An 18,454-nucleotide genomic window follows, 5' to 3' on the forward strand; every position below is an offset into this window, starting at 1 on the left:
CCTACATGGACAACCAAGAGATTGGTAAAAATATTGTTCGATTAAGAAAAGAACATGGATTGTCACAACGAGAATTAGCCGAACGAGCAGGTATTACACATAGCGCGATCTCTTCGATTGAGAATGCGAAGGTAAGCCCTTCAGTAAGTTCGTTGCAAAAAATAGTGAATGTTTTTTCTTTATCTCTTTCGGAGTTTTTCACACTTGAACAACCCAAAAGCGATGAAGTGAAGGTTGTCGTTGCACCTGAAGAGTTGGTTGAAATGGGCAGTGAGTCGGTTTCAATGAAATTGGTAACCAACGGCAGCAAAGAACAGGTAATTGGATTTTTGATTGAAGAGTATGCCCCCCACGGCACAACGGGTGCGGCGGAAATTAAACATGAAGGCGAAGAGATCGGCACTATTTTAGAGGGCGAAATCACTCTGGAATACAAAGAGCAATCTTTTGTCCTTAAACAAGGTGAATCGTACATTATTGATACGACGCAGCCGCACAAGTTCACAAATCACACAGACAAGGCTTGTCGAATGATAAGCGCGCATACGCCAACCACATTCTAAGTGGGCCTTGCCTTGTTGTGATAACAAGGAGAGCGTATGAAAACCCAAGAACAATGGATTGAACTGAGAAACAATCTAAACATCGAAAATCGTGCCTTTATTAATGGCGAATATAGCGCAGCTATCAGTGGAGAAACTCTAGATGTTGTTAACCCGGCTACCGACGAGACACTGACCCAGATAGCTCGTTGCCAAGAAGAAGATGTTGAGCTTGCGGTAACATGTGCTCGTCAAGCTTTCCTTTCTGGTGAATGGAGCAACAGCGCTCCGTCATATCGCAAAGCGGTACTCAGCCAATTTGCAACGCTGATTGACCAACATCGTGAAGAACTTGCGTTGCTGGAAACCCTAGATACGGGTAAGCCAATCAGCCATAGCCTTTCAACCGATATCCCTGGTGCTGCAAGTGCACTGCGTTGGTATGCAGAAGCCATCGATAAAGTGTATGGGGAAGTCGCGCCAACGGAACAAGATGTACACGCCTTTGTTTCTCATCAAGCTATCGGTGTTGTTGCAGCGGTAGTTCCATGGAACTTTCCATTATGGTTAGCTTGCTGGAAACTTGGCCCTGCATTAGCAGCAGGTAATAGCGTTATTCTTAAACCCTCTGAAAAATCTTCTCTCACTGCTATTTATATTGGTCAACTCGCCAATCAAGCAGGCTTACCACGTGGCGTTTTTCAAGTCGTTACTGGCTTTGGCCATGAAGCCGGTGATGCTTTAGCGAAACACCATGACGTCGACTGTATTGCATTTACGGGTTCCACTCGTATTGCTGGTCAATTAATGGTTCGTTCTGGTGAAACTAATCTTAAGCGTGTGTTTGCTGAGGCTGGTGGTAAGAATGCCAATATCGTATTTGAAGACTGCGAAGACCTCGATCGTGCAGCCGCAGAAACCGCTGGTGGTTGCTTCTATAACCAAGGCGAAGTCTGTGTCGCTGCAACTCGTTTATTAGTGCACGAAAGCATCAAAGATCGCTTTGTTGATAAAGTCATTTCTGCGGCTCAATCCTTTATGCCGAAAGACCCAATGGACACCTCATCTTCGATGGGAGCGCTCATCGATCAAGGTCACAAATCAAAAGTGCTTGAATATATAGAGCTTGGCCAAGCGGAAGGTGCAGTTCTTCGTTGCGGGGGTGATGTTGAAGGCAAAGGTGCATTTGTTGAGCCGACCATTCTTGATAACGTTGACAATAAAATGCGTGTCGCCCAGGAAGAGATCTTTGGTCCTGTACTTTGTGTTATCTCATTTAAAGATGAAGCTGAAGCCGTCGCAATCGCCAATGACTCAAAATACGGTTTAGGTGCGGCGCTTTGGAGCAATAACATTAACCGCGTACACCGTGTAGCTAAACAGCTTCAGGCAGGTTCTGTTTGGGTGAACAACTACAACGAAGGTGATATGACCGTCCCTTTTGGTGGGTTCAAAATGAGTGGTAACGGCCGTGATAAATCACTGCACGCCATCGAAAAATTCACAGAAACCAAAACCACTTGGATTCGCCTTCACCCTTAGCCTGCTGATGATTAATAAAGGAATATCACTATGAATAAGCATACGGATTCGTTTTACGCCCACTCTATCCCGAACATGCCAGAGTTCCCACAACTGCAAGACAACATTGAGTGTGATGTGTGTGTGGTTGGGGCTGGGTTTTCAGGTTTATCTTCGGCTCTTCATTTAGCCGAGAAAGGTTTTAAGGTAGTGGTACTAGAGAGTGCCAAAGTTGGTTTTGGAGCAACTGGTCGTAATGGTGGACAGATCGTCAATAGCTACAGCCGAGATGTTGATGTAATAGAAAGCCGTTACGACCAACCCCAGGCTAAAGCCCTGTGTGACATGATTTTCGAAGGCGGAGATGTCATTCGTGGCCTAATCGAAAAATACGATATTGAGTGTGACCACAAACGCGGTGGCCTATTTACCGCGCTAAACAAAAAGCAGTTAATAGGTTTAGAGCATCATAAGAAAAACTGGGAGCGATATGGTAATGACCAGCTCACCATGTTGGATGCTAGCCAAGTAGAAGAGGCGGTTGGTACTCAAGCTTACACCGGTGGCTTGCTTGATATGCGAGGTGGGCACATTCATCCGCTTAAACTCGCATTGGGGGAAGCCGCAGCATTTGTTTCTCTTGGTGGCCAAATTTTTGAACAATCAGCGGTAACGTCCATTGAAAAAGGTGCGAATCCTGTTGCAAGAACAGCGAGCGGTAGCGTGAAGAGTAAATACTTGGTGTTAGCTGGCAACGCCTACTTAGGTGGGTTGGCTCCGAATATCAGTAACAAAGCCATCCCATGTGGAACTCAAGTCGTGGCGACAGAGCCGCTTACCGATGAGCAACTAAAACAGGTTTTACCAAGTGACTACTGCGTTGAAGACTGTAATTACTTACTGGACTATTTCCGATTGAGTGCCGACAAACGCTTGTTGTTTGGGGGCGGGGTGGTTTATGGCGCTCGTGACCCTCAAGACATTGAGTCTCTGATTCGTCCTAAGTTAGAAGGTATTTTCCCTCAACTTAAAGGTATCAAGATTGATTACACATGGACTGGTAACTTCTTACTTACCTACTCACGTATGCCGCAGTTCGGCGCATTCGACGACAATATTTATTATTTGCAAGGCTACAGTGGTCATGGAGTTACCTGTACTCACTTGGCTGGCAAGTTATTGGCAGAAGCCTTAACAGGGCATGCCGAACGATTTGATGCCTTCGCACAACTCAAGCACTACGCCTTCCCTGGTGGACGTCACTTCCAAATACCATTCACAGCAGTTGGCGCAGCGTATTACAACCTAAGAGATAAACTGGCTATCTAACCGGACGATAAGGAACATCCAATGAGTAGAGTAGTAAAATTCGCGGCCCTGCAACTGACCAAAAGCTGGGATCTGGAAGATAACCTAAATAAAGCTAAGCAAGCGATTCGTGAAGCTGCGAGTAACGGTGCCAATGTGGTTTTGCCGCAGGAATTGTTCGCTGCTCCTTATTTTTGTAAGAAGCAAGAAGCTAAGTATTTTGAGTTGGCTGAGGAAGTAGACAATTGTCTGTTGATAACAGAGATGAGTGCATTGGCAAAAGAACTCGGGGTCGTGATTCCAGTTAGTTATTTTGAAAAAGCGGGCAATACCTTCTTTAACTCATTAGTGATGATTGATGCCGATGGCACTGTGCTAGATAACTACCGCAAATCACACATCCCGGATGGTCCGGGTTATAGCGAAAAATACTATTTTAGTCCTGGAGATACTGGTTTCAAAGTATGGCAAACCCAGTTTGGTAAGTTCGGCGCTGGTATTTGCTGGGATCAATGGTTTCCCGAGCTTGCTCGTAGCTTAGCGTTACATGGTGCAGAAGCCATTTTTTACCCAACCGCTATTGGCAGCGAACCACAAGATCCAACTTTAGATTCTCGTGATCACTGGCAACGCACTATGCAAGGCCATTCCGCTGCAAACTTGGTTCCTGTGATTGCGTCTAATCGCGTAGGCACAGAATGTGATGATGGCATTGAAACCACATTCTACGGTTCTTCTTTTATTACCGATCATACTGGTGGCAAGTTGGCAGAAGCGCCACGTGATGAGGAAGCTATCATTTACGCGGAGATTGATTTAGCCGCAACGGCTCAAGCGCGTCACTCGTGGGGGCTGTTCCGTGACCGCCGCCCAGATCTATATGGCTCTGTGGGCAAACTAGCAGTTTAAAGGGGCAGAGTATGCAGTTATCGACAACACCACTGCAAGATGGGTTCTACTTTCCAGCTGAGTTTCATCCTATTGAAGAAGTTTGGTTGGCTTGGCCAGAAAGACGAGACAATTGGCGTGATAACGCCCTTCCTGCCCAGCAAACATTCGCTAGCATTGCGAATGCAATAGCAGAAGTGACTAAGGTTTGTGTCGCCGTGAGTGCGAAGCAATTTGATAAGGCGAGAACATTGCTTCATTCAGATATTCGGCTTGTTGAAATCCCATTCAATGATGCGTGGATGCGTGATATTGGGCCCACAGTGTTGGTGAATCAAGACGGCGAGCGTCGTGGAATCAACTGGCAGTTTAACGCTTGGGGTGGTGACTATAATGGCCTCTATGAAAACTGGCAGCAGGACGACCTAGTGGCTAGCTCAGTATGTGACATTATCGGAATTGATCACTACAACGCCCCATTCGTTTTAGAGGGGGGCTCAATTCATACTGATGGCGAAGGTACGCTCTATACAACAGAAGAGTGTTTGCTTAGTCCGGGACGCAACCCTGAGTTGAATCAACAACAGATAGAAACACATCTCAAAGAATATCTAGGTATTGAAAAGGTCATTTGGCTGCCTAAAGGACTATTCGATGATGAAACTGACGGACATGTTGATAATTTGATGCATGTAATTGCCCCGGGGAAAGTGGTATTGAGTTGGACAGATGATCCATCAGACCCACAATTCGCATTATCTCGTCAGGCGGAACAAGTGTTAAAAGATCAATCTGATGCTAAAGGTCGAGAGATTGAAATCATCCGTTTACCGTTGCCAGGGCCTTTGCACTATAGCGAAGCAGAAGCAAGCGGAATTGATAAAAGTGATGGAATGACACGTGATGCAGGGGAAAGGTTAAGTGCTTCTTATGCCAACTTTCTTATCGCGAATGGTTATGTGTTTTTGCCATTGCTCGATGATAGAACTGACGAGCAGGCAATAAAAATATTGCGGCAAGCGATGCCTGAACATCAAGTCGTTGGTATACCAACGCGTGAGGTTTTGCTGGGTGGAGGTAACATCCACTGCATTACTCAGCAGATCCCTGCTTAGGAAAACCATTATTAAAACAATGAACTATTGGTTTTCTGCTTGGTAGGGTAACTATCAGTAGACGCCAAGGTAAAGCTGTCAAAAGGAATCCCCATGCAACAAATTACAAATCAATCATTGCTGTCGTTTATGGTGCTAAATCAAGACCAAGGTATTGCTGTAAGTAACCCCGCGACGGGTGAAATACTTGGTTATGCACCAGTGTCGTCTGAACATGACATTTTAGATGGGGTCGACCGTGCAAGCGTCGCGCAAAAAGAGTGGGCTTTGCTGCCAGCCAAAACCCGTTCTGGTTTGCTACAAAAATGGTATCAGTTATTACTTGAAAACAAGGAAGATCTAGGTCGCCTGATGACGTTAGAGCAAGGAAAACCATGGGCAGAAGCACAAGGTGAGGTGTTGTACGGCGCAAGCTTTATCGAGTGGTTTGCTGAAGAAGCGAAGCGTACCTATGGTGAGACAATCCCAGCGCCAAGTAGCGACAAACGCCTTGTTACTATTAAACAACCTATTGGAGTAGCTTGTGCGATTACTCCGTGGAATTTTCCAATTGCAATGATAACTCGTAAGGCAGGTCCAGCACTTGCGGCTGGCTGTAGTTTTATTGTGAAGCCGTCTGAATCCACACCGTTATCTGCTTTTGCTGTAGCAGAGCTAGCATATCAAGCGGGCATTCCTCGTGATGTACTGCAAGTGGTATTGGGAGCGAATTCTCGTCAAGTTGGCGGTATTTTCACCTCACATCCTCTGATTCGTAAGCTCTCTTTCACGGGCTCTACGCAAGTTGGAAGAGTGCTGATGCAGCAAAGTGCAAACGACATCAAGCGAACGTCAATGGAGCTTGGTGGAAATGCACCATTTATCGTATTTGATGATGCAGATATTGATGCGGCTGTGCTTGGTGCAATGGCGTCTAAGTTTCGTAATGCCGGTCAAACCTGCGTCTGCGCTAACCGTTTTTATGTACATAACAAGGTGTACGATGAGTTTGTTGAAAAATTCAATGCGGCAGTGCAGCAGCTTAAAGTAGGCAATGGTCTAGAAGAGGGTGTAAATGTTGGTCCGGTAATCAGCGAATCAGCAAAACAAGGTATTCAGTCCCTCATTGACGGTGCAATCGAACAGGGCGCGAAACCAGTTACTGAGCCGAAAACTCTTGATGGTTTATTCATGCAACCTGTCGTTCTCAAAAACGTTACGCATGATATGGATATTGTCTCGCAAGAGATCTTTGGCCCAGTCGCTCCGGTGATCAAATTTGATGATGACCAACAGCTTATCGAAATGGCTAACGACACTATCTATGGCTTAGCGTCTTACTTCTATAGCCAAAATATCCACCGTGTATGGAAGATAGCAGAAGCGCTGGAATACGGCATGGTAGGAATTAACGAAGGCATGATCTCTACCGAGGTAGCCCCTTTCGGTGGAGTTAAGCAGTCCGGTATAGGGCGTGAAGGGGCAAAACAAGGTATCGATGAATACATGAGCATCAAATATCTCTGCTTTGGCGGCAACTAATCAAAGGACATGACAATGACAAATCAACAACTACATCAAAGAAGAAGCCAAGTTATCGCTCAAGGCATGGGCGCACTGTACCCACTTTATGTTGAAAAAGCAGAGAATGCTCACGTGTGGGATGTGGATGGAAATAAATATATCGACTTTGCTGCTGGTATCGCGGTGACGAATACAGGGCATGCAAATAAGCGTATCAACGAAGCGGTAAAGGCTCAACTGGATAACTTTTCACACACTTGTGCGATGGTAACGCCGTATGCCTCCTTTGTTGAACTGGCAGAAAAGCTCACAGAACTCGCCCCCGGTGACAGTGATAAAAAAGCGATTTTCCTGACAACAGGAGCTGAAGCGGTTGAGAATGCTGTGAAAGTAGCGAGAGCTCATACTGGCCGCAGTGGTGTGATTGCTTTTAAAGGTGGCTTCCACGGCCGCACTAATATGACCATGGGGCTAACGGGTAAAGTCGCGCCTTACAAAGCGGGCTTTGGCCCATTTCCAAATGAAATATTTCATGCACCTTACCCAAATGCTTTTCATGGCGTAAGCACAGAACAAAGCCTGCAAGCGCTCGATGATTTGTTTGCGTGTGATATTGAGCCATCACGCGTGGCGGCGATAATCTTTGAGCCTGTGCAAGGTGAAGGCGGTTTCTATCAAGCCCCCGCGGAGTTTGCTCAAGGCCTGCGTGAGTTGTGTGACAAATACGGCATTATGCTTATCGCGGATGAAATTCAAACGGGCTTTGCGCGCACGGGTAAAATGTTTGCCACTGAATATCTGGGCATTGAACCCGACATGATAACAATGGCAAAAGGTATTGCGGGTGGTTTCCCTATCTCAGCAGTAGTGGGAAAAGCCGGTGTTATGGATTCGGCACTACCAGGTGGCTTAGGTGGTACTTACGCTGGCTCTCCGTTGGGGTGTGTGGCTGGTTTAGAAGTCCTAAAAATTATCGAAGAAGAGCAATTGTGTGCTAAAGCAATGGGCATTGGTGAGGTTGTGAATGCCCGTATGAGCAAGCTACAGGAATCGGTTCCAGCTATTGGTGAAATACGTACCACTGGAGCGATGATGGCTATTGAGTTTACTGATCCAGAGTCAGGCAAGCCATTGCAGGACTTAACTAAAGCGGTGATAACGAAAGCACAAGAAAATGGTCTTATTCTGCTTTCGTGTGGTGTAAAAGCGAATGTAATTCGTCTGCTTCCACCATTAACTATTGAATCTGAAGTACTCAGCGAAGGCTTAGATAAGCTTGAGAAAATTATTCTGGAAGTTGTTTAGGATTTGAGTTAAGACATTGTATTTTAATATAAAGGTCATTGTAGATATTCTTTTCGTGCTTATAATGTCCCTTCCTGAAATGTATTTACACATTGAGGACGGGGCTGTGAATGAATAAGTAAGGCCGACATCACGTCGGCCTTTTTTCGCTTTTCTAGTTAGAGAGTATTTAATTATTCATCGCCAGTTTACCTAGCTTCATTGCAGCTGCATGGTGGCGGTGCATTAGTTGTTCCATGTCTACGCCAATCACAGCGCCATCGTTCACTCGCCACTTACCTGCAACCATCACTTTATCCGCTTGTTGAGCACCACAAAGTAGTAATGCGGCCAGTGGGTCGTGGCTGCCAGAAAAACGAATATCATCGAGCTTGAACATCGCGATATCGGCTTGTTTGCCAACCTCTAGTGTACCAATGTCGGTTCTGCCCATTGCCGCGGCAGAACCGGATGTCGCCCAGCGCAATGCATCAAAGTGTGAAACGTTGGCGGAACCATATTGCAGGCGTTGTAGATACATCGCCATGCGCACTTCGGCAATCATATTAGAGCCGTCGTTTGAGGCCGAACCATCCACACCTAGCCCGACTTTTACGCCTGCTGCTTCTAGATCGTTGTTTTTACAAATACCGGAAGCCAACATCATATTGGAAGTTGGGCAGTGACTGATACCAATGCCTGCTTTACCCAAACGTTTGATCTCTTCTGGATTGAAGTGAATACCATGAGCGAGCCAAGTGCGCTCGTTCAGCCAACCCACATCTTCTAGGTAATCAACTGGGCGCAAGCCAAACTTCTCTATACAGAAGTCTTCTTCATCGAGCGTTTCGCATAGGTGCGTGTGCATCATGACGTTTTCACGCTCACTGATCTTGGCGGTCTCTTTCATCAGGTCGGTAGTGACTGAGAACGGCGAACAAGGCGCGAGCGCGATTTGAATCATCGCCCCTTCATCACGCTGGTGGTAATCACGAATCAAGCGCTGGCTGTCATCAATGATGGTTTGTTCGGTTTGAATGGTGTGTCTTGGTGGCAATCCACCCTCATCTTCCCCTAGGCTCATGGAACCTCGGGTAAATATCGCTCTAACGCCCAGTTTCTCTGCGGCCTCGACTTGCAAATCAATAGCGTGCTCAAGCCCGTCTGGTAGCAAGTAATGGTGATCGGAAGCAGTGGTACAGCCCGACATCATCAGCTCAACCAGAGCAAGCTCTGTTGCGAGGCTCATCATCTCCGAATCGAGGTTGGCCCAAACTGGGTAGAGGCTTTGTAGCCAATGGAAGAGTTCTTTATTGAGTGCGCCGGGGTAGGCTCGCGTTAGGGTTTGATAGAAGTGGTGGTGCGCATTGATAAGCCCAGGAGTCACAACATGACGAGAGGCGTCGACGCTGTAATCTACGGGTAAGGTCGGTTCTTTGTGTTTGCCAACCAGCTCAATGATTGTATTACCTTTAATGACAATACCGCCTTCTGCATCAGCCAGTGAGCCAGTGTAGATTGCGAGAGGATTCTTAATCCAGATGGTTTCCATTCATAGTAGTCCTTAGCCATCTCAGCCTTTTCAGGGAAGAGGGTCTTTATTGGTATTTGCTGTTGAAAGATAAATTCGAATCAGGGCGTTAAAACGTTCAATGCTCTAATCAGCCCTGATCCTACGGAAATCGGTTTTACGTTAGTCAGTGAACTAGCTAGTTCGTTTTTGGCTCAGGGTTATCTGATGCTGCTTGAACGTCTGCTTCTGTACTTGCTTGCTGAATCTCTAATTGCTCGTCTGAGTGTCGTTCTTCTTCAGCTTGCTCTTTCATTTCTAGCTCAACTTGCGCTTGGCTTTCGGCCAGTGCTTCTTGCTCTTCTGCTCGTGAAGATTTCGGCAACACAAGGTTTAGAAGAACCGTCATGATGGTGCCTGTTGTAATGCCAGAATGAAGAAAGTTCGCTAGATCATGCGGCAAGTGTTGCAGCAATCTTGGTTCGAAAGTTACCGCCAAGCCAGACGCCAAACCTACACAGATTACCAAGGCATTTCGCTTGGTGTCTGCGGCTTTGATCAACATGCGGATACCTGCGTAGGCAATCATTCCGAACATCACAAAACCCACACCACCTAGAACAGGTTTCGGAATCGTGACGGCAATAGCGGCTAATTTCGGGAATAAACCGCCTAAAATTAGCAAACCACCGGTTGCAGCCACTACATAACGACTTGCTACACCTGTGATACCCACAATACCGACGTTTTGACTGAACGATGCCAGTGGCATTGCCGTTAAAATCGAAGATAAGGTACTGCCAAGGCCATCGCCCAATAGACCACGTTTTAAGTCTTTACCGCTGACTTGGGTTTGGCAGTTGTTGCCTAGTGCCATGAAGTCACCTGTTGCTTCGGCGATAACCACGATGTACACCAAGCTCATGCTGATGATGGCACTCGCAGAAAAGGTAAAGCCATATTTGAAGGGCTCAGGTCCACCGATCCAAGCGGCAGAACTGATTTGCTCAAGGTCGACCATGCCGAGCGACAGCGCCACAATGTAGCCGCCCGCTAAACCAATCACGATGGCCGAAGCGGCAACCGCGCCTTTACAGTAAACCGATACGCCAACCACAATCCCCAAAGAGATCAGTGCTAGAAACAGCTTTGGCAGCGTGGCGAATTGTTCTGTGTTGGCAGGAGAGTCTCCGACCCAGTTCATGGCAACCGGTAAAATGGTTAAGCCGATTAAGGTAACCACTACACCACTTACCACGGTTGGGAACAGTTTCCGAACCTTGTCCATATAGAAGCTGGCACCAATCACTACGAACGAGCCGATAAGCGCTGAGCCCATGATCGCGGCGACACCACCTTCGTTACCGATGGAAATAGCCACACCTAAAAAGGCAAAGCTTGAGCCCATTACAACAGGCAGTCGAATACCAACAGGGCCAAAACCGAGACATTGCGCGACAGTCACAATACCAGAAGCCAATAGCGCCGCATTGATCAGTGAAACGATCTCTGTGTTAGGTAGGCCGATAGAAGCACCGACAATAAGCGGGACAGCGACGATGCCACCAATCGAGGCGAGCATGTGTTGTAAAGCAAGTAGAAGGGTTAGCCCATGGGGCGGTCTTTCATTAAGGGTGTACAGAAGTTTCATTTGATATTCCTCTGCCTGCGTTTCCGTTTACAGGCGATTGGCGGTCAAATAATGACTTCTACAAACTGCGTAGGGTCATAAAAAAGTGCACTGAATCGGTAGGGTTTCTGCTCTCTCGTCATCAATGCAATTAGCTTTCTTAAAAATCATGTTGTTGCTTGGCTTGCGAACCAGCCAAGCAACGTTGTGAGCAATCAAGAAATGACTGCTCAGGAGCTTTAGGGTTAACCGATGAACACTAGCTTGGCGATGAAGATAGCCGCTAGGAAGTACATCGAGATAGACACATCTTTGGTTTTACCTGTCGCCAACTTAAGCACTGTGTAGGTAATGAAACCCAATGCGATACCGTTCGCGATAGAGAAGGTCAGTGGCATCATTAGTGCGGTAATCGCGGCTGGAGCACCGTTAGTGAAGTCTTTCCAATCGACGTGCTGCATGCTGCTCATCATCACGAATGCGACGTAAATAAGAGCACCAGACGTTGCGTAAGCGGGGATCATGCCTGCAAGCGGTGATAGGAAAATTGCCGCTAAGAACAACACACCAACCACGATTGCTGAAAGACCTGTACGTGCGCCTGCTGCAACACCGGCTGCACTCTCTACATAACTGGTTACTGGCGGACAGCCTACACACGCACCTGCCACGCTTGAAATACTGTCGGCTTTCAGTGCTTTGCTTAGGCCTTCAATCTTGCCCGTTTCAGGGTTGGTCAGGTTTGCACGCTCAGCTACGCCCATCAAGGTACCAGCTGTATCAAACATGTTTACAAAAAGGAAAGCCAAGATAACGCTGATCATCGATACGTTTAGTGCACCGGCGATATCCATTGCCATAAAGGTAGGCGCTAAGCTTGGTGGTGCAGCGAAGAAGCCATCGTAGTGAACTAGGCCAAGCATCATGCCGACTAGCGTTACACTCAAAATACCGATAAGCACCGCGCCAAACACTTTACGCTCACTCAGAACCGCAATGATCAAGAATGCAATCGCAGCAAGCAGAGCTTCTGGTTTCGTGAAGTCACCCAATGAAACCAAAGTTGCTGGGTTTTCGACGACGATCCCCGCTGTTTTTAAGCCAATTAGACCTAAGAACAAACCAACACCTGCAGTCATTGAATAGCGCAAGCTCTCTGGAATACTCTCGATGATCCATTGGCGGACTTTGTAAAAGCTCATCCCGACGAACAAGATACCGGAGATAAACACCGCACCTAGCGCGACTTCCCAGCTGTAGCCCATTTCGCTTACTACTGTGAACGAGAAGAAGGCGTTCAAGCCCATGCCCGGCGCAAGTCCGACAGGCCAATTCGCAAATAGCCCCATTAACAAACAACCGATCGCAGCACCAATACAGGTCGCGACGAATACCGCGCCTGAATCCATGCCTGAAGCGGCCATGATTTGTGGGTTAACGAAGATGATGTAAGCCATGGTTGCGAAGGTAGTGACACCACCGACTAACTCATTTTTTACGCTACTTCCGTGGGCCTTAATTTTAAAAAACTTCTCTAAAATTCCGTTGTTCGCATCTTGGTTGAGTATTTCTGTTTTACTCTCACTCATGTCAGCAAGTCCTTTTATGTTGTGATCCATTTATTGAATACAGCGAGATTTCAATATTAAGTTTTAAGGTTTTTCCTAGCCGCTATTTCTTTAGCTATCAGTTGATTAGTCATCAACTCTCTAACTAATAACGTTATTAGTATTTTTATATGAGCGTGTTTAATGAGCGCGCATCATTTTAGATGCACACACTAATCTGCTTAATATTTGTCGGTGAGCCTAGTTAGAAGTTCTAGGTCATGAGACTAACTGCCCCGGTAGGTTGAGAAACTGTAAGGGGAGACGAGAAGAGGAACGTGATAATGCGCTTCTGGATCATCTAAGCCGAAACGAATAACCACATCGTCTAGGAAAGGCACACCATCCAATTCCACACCTTTGCTTTTGTAGTAATCCGCAACGTAAAACACCAATTGATATTTCCCCGGTCGGAAATCATTCCCTGCCAGAATCGGCGCATCGGTTCGGCCATCGGAGTTAGTGATTACCGTCGCCAACTTTTCTGTTGAGTCTTCATTGACCTTATAAAGCTCTACCTTGATCTCTGCACCCGGTAAGCCGTGAGTCGTGTCTAATACGTGTGTTGTTAATCTTCCCATAGTCCTTTAATAGCGCTTTTGGCGCTCCTCTGTTCCGTGGTTTATCTGTCTGTTTCGACCTTGCAAAGAATGCAACTGGTCACTTTGTTATCACTAACTATGTACGAACTGTACACAATTAGTAAAGCGAATTGTTGGAAAAATGTTAACCATTGTGTCGTTTTTTCTGATTTTATAGATCTTGATTACCGTTTTTTGGTGAGTTTTGGTTTTGTTAAGTTGTTGTTTTTAGCTGGTAATAGTGCGTAAATTTAACTTGAATAACAAAATCTTTACATTGAGATAAATAATTGTATACAATAAATGTACAGGGGTAAGGTTGCTCTGTTTATCGAGAATCCATTTGGTTGAATCATTTGGTGACTTACTTAAAGAGCGGCTAAGCCAACCACTTATGTTAGGAGTACTTGGATGAATAAGGATTATTCAAGAAATTTGATCGGTTACGGAGCTAACCCTCCAAACCCTCAATGGCCAGGTAATGCGCGCGTCGCGGTTTCTTTTGTATTGAACTATGAAGAGGGCGGTGAGCGTTGTTTGTTACATGGAGACGACGAGTCTGAAGCTTTTCTTTCAGAGATCCCGTCAGCACAGCCGATCAAAGGCGAACGTCACATGAGCATGGAATCCATCTATGAATATGGTAGCCGTGCGGGTGTATGGCGTGTTCTTCGCTTGTTCGATGAATATGAAATTCCATTAACCGTCTTTGCTGTCGCAATGGCGATTGAGCGTCACCCAGAAGTAGCCAAAGCTATGGTCGAAGCGGGCCACGAAATTTGTAGCCACGGTTATCGCTGGATCGACTATCAATACATTGATGAGTCAGAAGAGCGCGACCACATGACCAAAGCGATTGAGATCATCCAACAAGTGACGGGTCAGCGCCCGCAAGGTTGGTACACAGGTCGAACGGGTCCAAATACGCGTCGCTTAGTCGCAGAAGAAGGCGGCTTTCTTTATGACTCGGATGCCTATGACGATGACCTGCCTTATTGGCACACCGAAACCGGTCATCCACATTTGGTGATCCCTTACACACTCGATGTGAACGACATGCGTTTTTCAACAGCGCAAGGCTTTAACTCGGGTGAGCAGTTCTTCCAATACCTGAAAGACACGTTTGACACCCTTTATATGGAAGGCGAAACCGCACCGAAAATGATGTCGGTTGGGCTGCATTGTCGTCTGATTGGTCGCCCCGGTCGTATTGCTGCATTAAGACGTTTCTTAGATTACGTAAAACAGCATGACAGCGTGTGGTTATGTCGTCGAATCGATATCGCCAACCATTGGCACCAACATCATCCATATCAACCAAATAACGCTAATCATCAACAGCAAAAGTAGCAGTGAAGCAAGGAGGCTTAACGTGACTGAATTTCGATCATGCCAACCAACAACCATGGACCGCGATACCTTTGTCGCTCACTTCGCTGATGTCTACGAGCACAGCCCATGGGTTGCAGAAGTGGTGTATGACCAAGGTTTGAATGCCGAAGATGACCATATCGAGAATCTTCATCTGAAAATGGCATCGACCTTGTTAAGTGCAGACCAAGGCAAACAGTTGGCTTTGATCAACGCTCACCCGGATTTAGCCGGTCGAGCAGCAGTAAACGGCGAACTCACCGAGTCGTCGACCAAAGAACAAGCGGGGGCGGGCATCGATCAGTGCAACGCCGAAGAATTTGAAAAATTCACTTCTTACAACAACAGCTACAAAAGTCGCTTCAATTTCCCTTTTATCATGGCGGTGAAGGGAGCCAATCGTTACCAAATTCTTGAGTCGTTCGAGATGCGATTAGGAAATGATAGTGAAACTGAGTTTGCTACGGCGATTCAAGAGATCAACAAGATCGCGATGTTTCGTCTCTGGGATATGTAAGTTAACGGAGTTAACAGCTATCTCAGCCCAGTCTTAGTGCGCTAAGAGTACGCTTTATAAGCGAATAAACCACTAAGTTCTCATTTTATTATTACTTGATTAATTGGATAGGATTACACGGACATGACCCAAACATTTGAACAATACATAAACCTTGCAGACGAAAAACTCGGCGCAGAAGCTATCTTCGCAACAGACGATTTTTTCGCGGATAAAAGCCGTCTTCTCAGCCATGCAGCGCCAGAGTGGAAAGACGACTTATACGACGATAACGGCAAGTGGATGGACGGCTGGGAAAGCAGACGCAAACGCGGCGAAGGTTACGACTACTGTGTCGTTCGCCTTGGCCTAGCTGGCACTATTGCTGGCGTTGATATTGATACCTCATTCTTCACAGGTAACTTCCCACCTTCGGCATCAATTGACGCGTGTTATTCACCACAAGGTGAGCCAACAGACGCAACAGAGTGGCAAGAAATTCTGCCTTCAATGGCACTACAAGGTGATCATCATCATCTTGAAGCGATTGAAAGTGACCAAGTATTTACTCATCTACGTTTGAACATCTACCCAGATGGCGGTGTAGCGCGCTTACGTGTTTATGGCCGACCAAGTGTGGATTGGGAAGCAATTGATTCTCAGCAACAGGTCGACCTAGCATCGGTTGAACACGGTGGTCGAGCATTGGCATGTAGCGATGAGCACTACGGCAACAAAGCCAACATCTTAGGTCCTGGCCGCGGTGAAAACATGGGTGATGGCTGGGAAACAGCACGTCGTCGTACACCGGGTAATGACTGGGTTATAGTGGCACTAGGTCATCCAGGTAACATCGAACGTATCGTTGTTGATACGGCTCATTTCAAAGGTAACTACCCAGACAGCTGCTCAATTCAAGCGGCTTACGTGAAAGGTGGTACCGACGATCAAGTGGAAACACAAAGCCTATTCTGGCGTGAACTACTGCCTGCTCAAAAGCTGCAAGCGCACGAGATTCACGAATTCATTTCTGAGGTAAACGACCTTGGTGCGATTACCCACGTACGTGCAAACATATTCCCAGATGGTGGTATCAGCCGTTTGCGTCTGTTTGGTACGAAAGCGAAATAGGTAAGGAAATGAGTATGAGTAATGGAATACGTCGTTTATCTATCGAACCGTTAACCAAGCAGGCTTTTGCAGAGTTTGGCGATGTTATCGAGTCCGATAATAGTGATTTCTTCATGATCAATAGTGGATCAACACGTCGCTACCACAAGCTAGCGACAACGGATGTGCAAGACCAGGGCGGAGAAGCCATCATCAGCATCTTCCAAGCTACGCCGTTGAGCTACCCACTGACCATCAAAATGTTAGAGCGTCATCCACTTGGCTCTCAGGCATTCATTCCATTACTTGGTCAACCCTATTTAATTGTTGTTGCGCCAAAAGGCGACGATCCAACATTAGCCAATAGCCGAGCTTTCTTGAGCAACGGTCGTCAAGGAGTGAACTATCACAAAGGGGTGTGGCATCACCCAGTGCTCGCCCTCACCGATCAAGACCAGTTCTTGATCGTCGATAGAGGCGGAGAAGGACATAACTGTGATGAAGTTTATTTTGAGAACGACCTAGTGGCATTGCATTTGGAAGATATGCCAACGGAAGACAACAAGGAAGAACAACGCTTAGCTAAAGTGTTGTAATACAGGAGTTTATTATGGATCCGCATATTACAGAGTGGTTGAATTTAGCGATTCGCTGGATTCACATGATTGTTGGTGTTGCATGGATAGGCGCATCATTTTACTTTGTTTGGTTAGAGAACAACCTTAACCGAGTAAACCCAAAAACTGGCCTTTCAGGCGACTTATGGGCAATTCACGGCGGTGGTATTTATCACCTAGAGAAGTACAAACTTGCGCCACCAGAGATGCCAGAGCACCTGCACTGGTTTAAATGGGAAGCCTACTTCACGTGGATCACCGGTGTGTGTCTACTGGGTGTGGTTTACTACCTTAACGCTGAAATCTACCTGATTGCACCGGGCTCTGGCCTTGATTCAACAACGGCAATCGCGATTGGTATTGGTTCATTCGTTGCTGGTTGGTTTATCTACGACTTACTGTGTGACTCGCCTTTAGGTAAAACCCCCGTGTTGCTTGGCGTTGTGCTGTTTTTGCTGCTCGTCGCTGCGACGTACGGCCTAACTCAAGTGTTCAGTGGCCGTGGTGCTTACATTCATGTGGGTGCAATCATTGGTACCATCATGGTGGGTAACGTATTCCGCGTTATCATGCCTGCACAACGTAACTTGGTGAAAGCGATTGAAGAGAAGCGCGAACCGGATCCGGCATTGCCAGCGAAAGGTCTACTGCGTTCTCGTCACAACAACTACATGACCCTGCCAGTGCTGTTCATCATGATCAGTAACCACTTCCCAAGCACTTATGGCTCGGAATACAACTGGCTGATCCTTGCTGGTTTAGCGATCTTCAGTATCTTGGTGCGTCACTACTTCAACACCCGTCATGGTAGCCAGAAGTTTGCATGGACAATACCAGTAGCAGCATTGGGTATGATCACGCTTGCGTTTGTTACCTCACCTTACGCGAAAAAGCAGATGACTCCGGTTGTGCAAGCACCAGTGGTTCAAGAAGTGCAAGTGAGCGCGACTGAATCAGCGACAGAAGAACTTGCTGCAAACGACACCGCTTCAACGACTAGTTCTCAGGCCGCACCAGCAGACCACGCAATGCAAACTGCTAGCGCAGGTGTAAGCTTTGAAACCATCAACAAAGTCATTCAAGAGCGCTGTTCTGTGTGTCACTCATCAACCCCGAGCCACGCCGCTTTTGCTGCTGCGCCAGCCGGCGTGATGTTTGATACCCCAGAAGAGATTAAAGCCAACGTCCCAAGGATTGTTGCTCAAACGGTAACAACCAAGGTGATGCCGCTTGGTAACATGACTCAAATGACCGACGCAGAGCGCGCACTCATCGGTACTTGGGTAGAGCAAGGCGCTACGCTTCAATAATCATACTTTGTAATAAAAGTACTCAGCATCCTTTACCTAAGAGCATGAGTCTTAGGTGAGG

Annotated in this window: 16 protein-coding genes; 12 read left to right on the top strand and 4 right to left on the bottom strand. The window is 46.7% G+C overall.

All coding sequences use genetic code 11. From position 1 onward, the window contains the following. Nucleotides 1-5 precede the first annotated feature (5 nt). From puuR to gabT, 7 genes are all read left to right on the top strand, one after another. The gene (puuR, locus tag AB6E78_RS07835) at nucleotides 6-563 is read left to right on the top strand and encodes an HTH-type transcriptional regulator PuuR (RefSeq protein ID WP_017065011.1); all 558 of its coding nucleotides are present in this window, start codon (nucleotides 6-8) and stop codon (nucleotides 561-563) included. A gap of 36 nt (nucleotides 564-599) precedes the next feature. Then, on the top strand, nucleotides 600-2,084 hold the full coding sequence (locus AB6E78_RS07840) for an aldehyde dehydrogenase (protein WP_372112632.1): 1,485 nt from the start codon (nucleotides 600-602) through the stop codon (nucleotides 2,082-2,084). A gap of 30 nt (nucleotides 2,085-2,114) precedes the next feature. Further along, a complete protein-coding gene (locus tag AB6E78_RS07845) occupies nucleotides 2,115-3,392 on the top strand; it encodes an FAD-binding oxidoreductase (protein ID WP_017065009.1) in 1,278 nt (425 codons plus the stop codon). Between the two features lie 21 nt (nucleotides 3,393-3,413). Continuing rightward, nucleotides 3,414-4,280 (top strand): N-carbamoylputrescine amidase, encoded by an 867-nt coding sequence (aguB, locus tag AB6E78_RS07850; protein ID WP_017067340.1) that lies wholly within the window; start codon nucleotides 3,414-3,416, stop codon nucleotides 4,278-4,280. Between the two features lie 11 nt (nucleotides 4,281-4,291). Then, a complete protein-coding gene (gene aguA, locus AB6E78_RS07855) occupies nucleotides 4,292-5,374 on the top strand; it encodes an agmatine deiminase (protein WP_017065007.1) in 1,083 nt (360 codons plus the stop codon). A gap of 93 nt (nucleotides 5,375-5,467) precedes the next feature. Then, nucleotides 5,468-6,895, top strand: coding sequence for an NAD-dependent succinate-semialdehyde dehydrogenase (locus AB6E78_RS07860; RefSeq protein ID WP_198594326.1), 1,428 nt, complete (start codon nucleotides 5,468-5,470; stop codon nucleotides 6,893-6,895). A gap of 15 nt (nucleotides 6,896-6,910) precedes the next feature. Further along, on the top strand, nucleotides 6,911-8,182 hold the full coding sequence (gabT, locus tag AB6E78_RS07865) for a 4-aminobutyrate--2-oxoglutarate transaminase (RefSeq protein WP_102320842.1): 1,272 nt from the start codon (nucleotides 6,911-6,913) through the stop codon (nucleotides 8,180-8,182). 169 nt (nucleotides 8,183-8,351) lie between these two features. On the opposite strand, the gene AB6E78_RS07870 is transcribed toward gabT, so the two are convergent. The 4 genes from AB6E78_RS07870 to uraH all read right to left on the bottom strand — a co-directional run bounded on the left by AB6E78_RS07870 (nucleotide 8,352) and on the right by uraH (nucleotide 13,489). Next, nucleotides 8,352-9,713, bottom strand: a complete 1,362-nt coding sequence (locus AB6E78_RS07870; protein ID WP_372057742.1) for an 8-oxoguanine deaminase — start codon at nucleotides 9,711-9,713, stop codon at nucleotides 8,352-8,354. Between the two features lie 157 nt (nucleotides 9,714-9,870). Then, nucleotides 9,871-11,322 (bottom strand): nucleobase:cation symporter-2 family protein, encoded by a 1,452-nt coding sequence (locus AB6E78_RS07875; RefSeq protein WP_372132967.1) that lies wholly within the window; start codon nucleotides 11,320-11,322, stop codon nucleotides 9,871-9,873. A gap of 224 nt (nucleotides 11,323-11,546) precedes the next feature. Next, nucleotides 11,547-12,890, bottom strand: coding sequence for an NCS2 family permease (locus AB6E78_RS07880; RefSeq protein ID WP_372132965.1), 1,344 nt, complete (start codon nucleotides 12,888-12,890; stop codon nucleotides 11,547-11,549). A 245-nt stretch (nucleotides 12,891-13,135) separates the two neighbouring features. Then, nucleotides 13,136-13,489 carry a hydroxyisourate hydrolase gene (uraH, locus tag AB6E78_RS07885; RefSeq protein ID WP_004732855.1) on the bottom strand — a complete coding sequence of 118 codons (354 nt, stop codon included), beginning with the start codon at nucleotides 13,487-13,489 and terminating at the stop codon, nucleotides 13,136-13,138. A 411-nt stretch (nucleotides 13,490-13,900) separates the two neighbouring features. On the opposite strand from uraH, the gene puuE reads away from it, so the two are divergent. The 5 genes from puuE to AB6E78_RS07910 all read left to right on the top strand — a co-directional run bounded on the left by puuE (nucleotide 13,901) and on the right by AB6E78_RS07910 (nucleotide 18,393). Beyond that, nucleotides 13,901-14,839 carry an allantoinase PuuE gene (puuE, locus tag AB6E78_RS07890; protein WP_372132962.1) on the top strand — a complete coding sequence of 313 codons (939 nt, stop codon included), beginning with the start codon at nucleotides 13,901-13,903 and terminating at the stop codon, nucleotides 14,837-14,839. A 22-nt stretch (nucleotides 14,840-14,861) separates the two neighbouring features. Further along, nucleotides 14,862-15,377, top strand: a complete 516-nt coding sequence (gene uraD / locus AB6E78_RS07895; protein WP_017067791.1) for a 2-oxo-4-hydroxy-4-carboxy-5-ureidoimidazoline decarboxylase — start codon at nucleotides 14,862-14,864, stop codon at nucleotides 15,375-15,377. 123 nt (nucleotides 15,378-15,500) lie between these two features. Continuing rightward, a complete protein-coding gene (gene alc / locus AB6E78_RS07900; protein ID WP_017086623.1) occupies nucleotides 15,501-16,487 on the top strand; it encodes an allantoicase in 987 nt (328 codons plus the stop codon). A 14-nt stretch (nucleotides 16,488-16,501) separates the two neighbouring features. Then, nucleotides 16,502-17,062 (top strand): ureidoglycolate lyase, encoded by a 561-nt coding sequence (locus AB6E78_RS07905; RefSeq protein WP_372132959.1) that lies wholly within the window; start codon nucleotides 16,502-16,504, stop codon nucleotides 17,060-17,062. A 14-nt stretch (nucleotides 17,063-17,076) separates the two neighbouring features. Then, the gene (locus AB6E78_RS07910; RefSeq protein ID WP_372112640.1) at nucleotides 17,077-18,393 is read left to right on the top strand and encodes a urate hydroxylase PuuD; all 1,317 of its coding nucleotides are present in this window, start codon (nucleotides 17,077-17,079) and stop codon (nucleotides 18,391-18,393) included. Nucleotides 18,394-18,454 lie beyond the last annotated feature (61 nt).

Source organism: Vibrio sp. 10N.247.310.98 (assembly GCF_041467395.1).
Lineage (GTDB): Bacteria > Pseudomonadota > Gammaproteobacteria > Enterobacterales > Vibrionaceae > Vibrio > Vibrio crassostreae_C.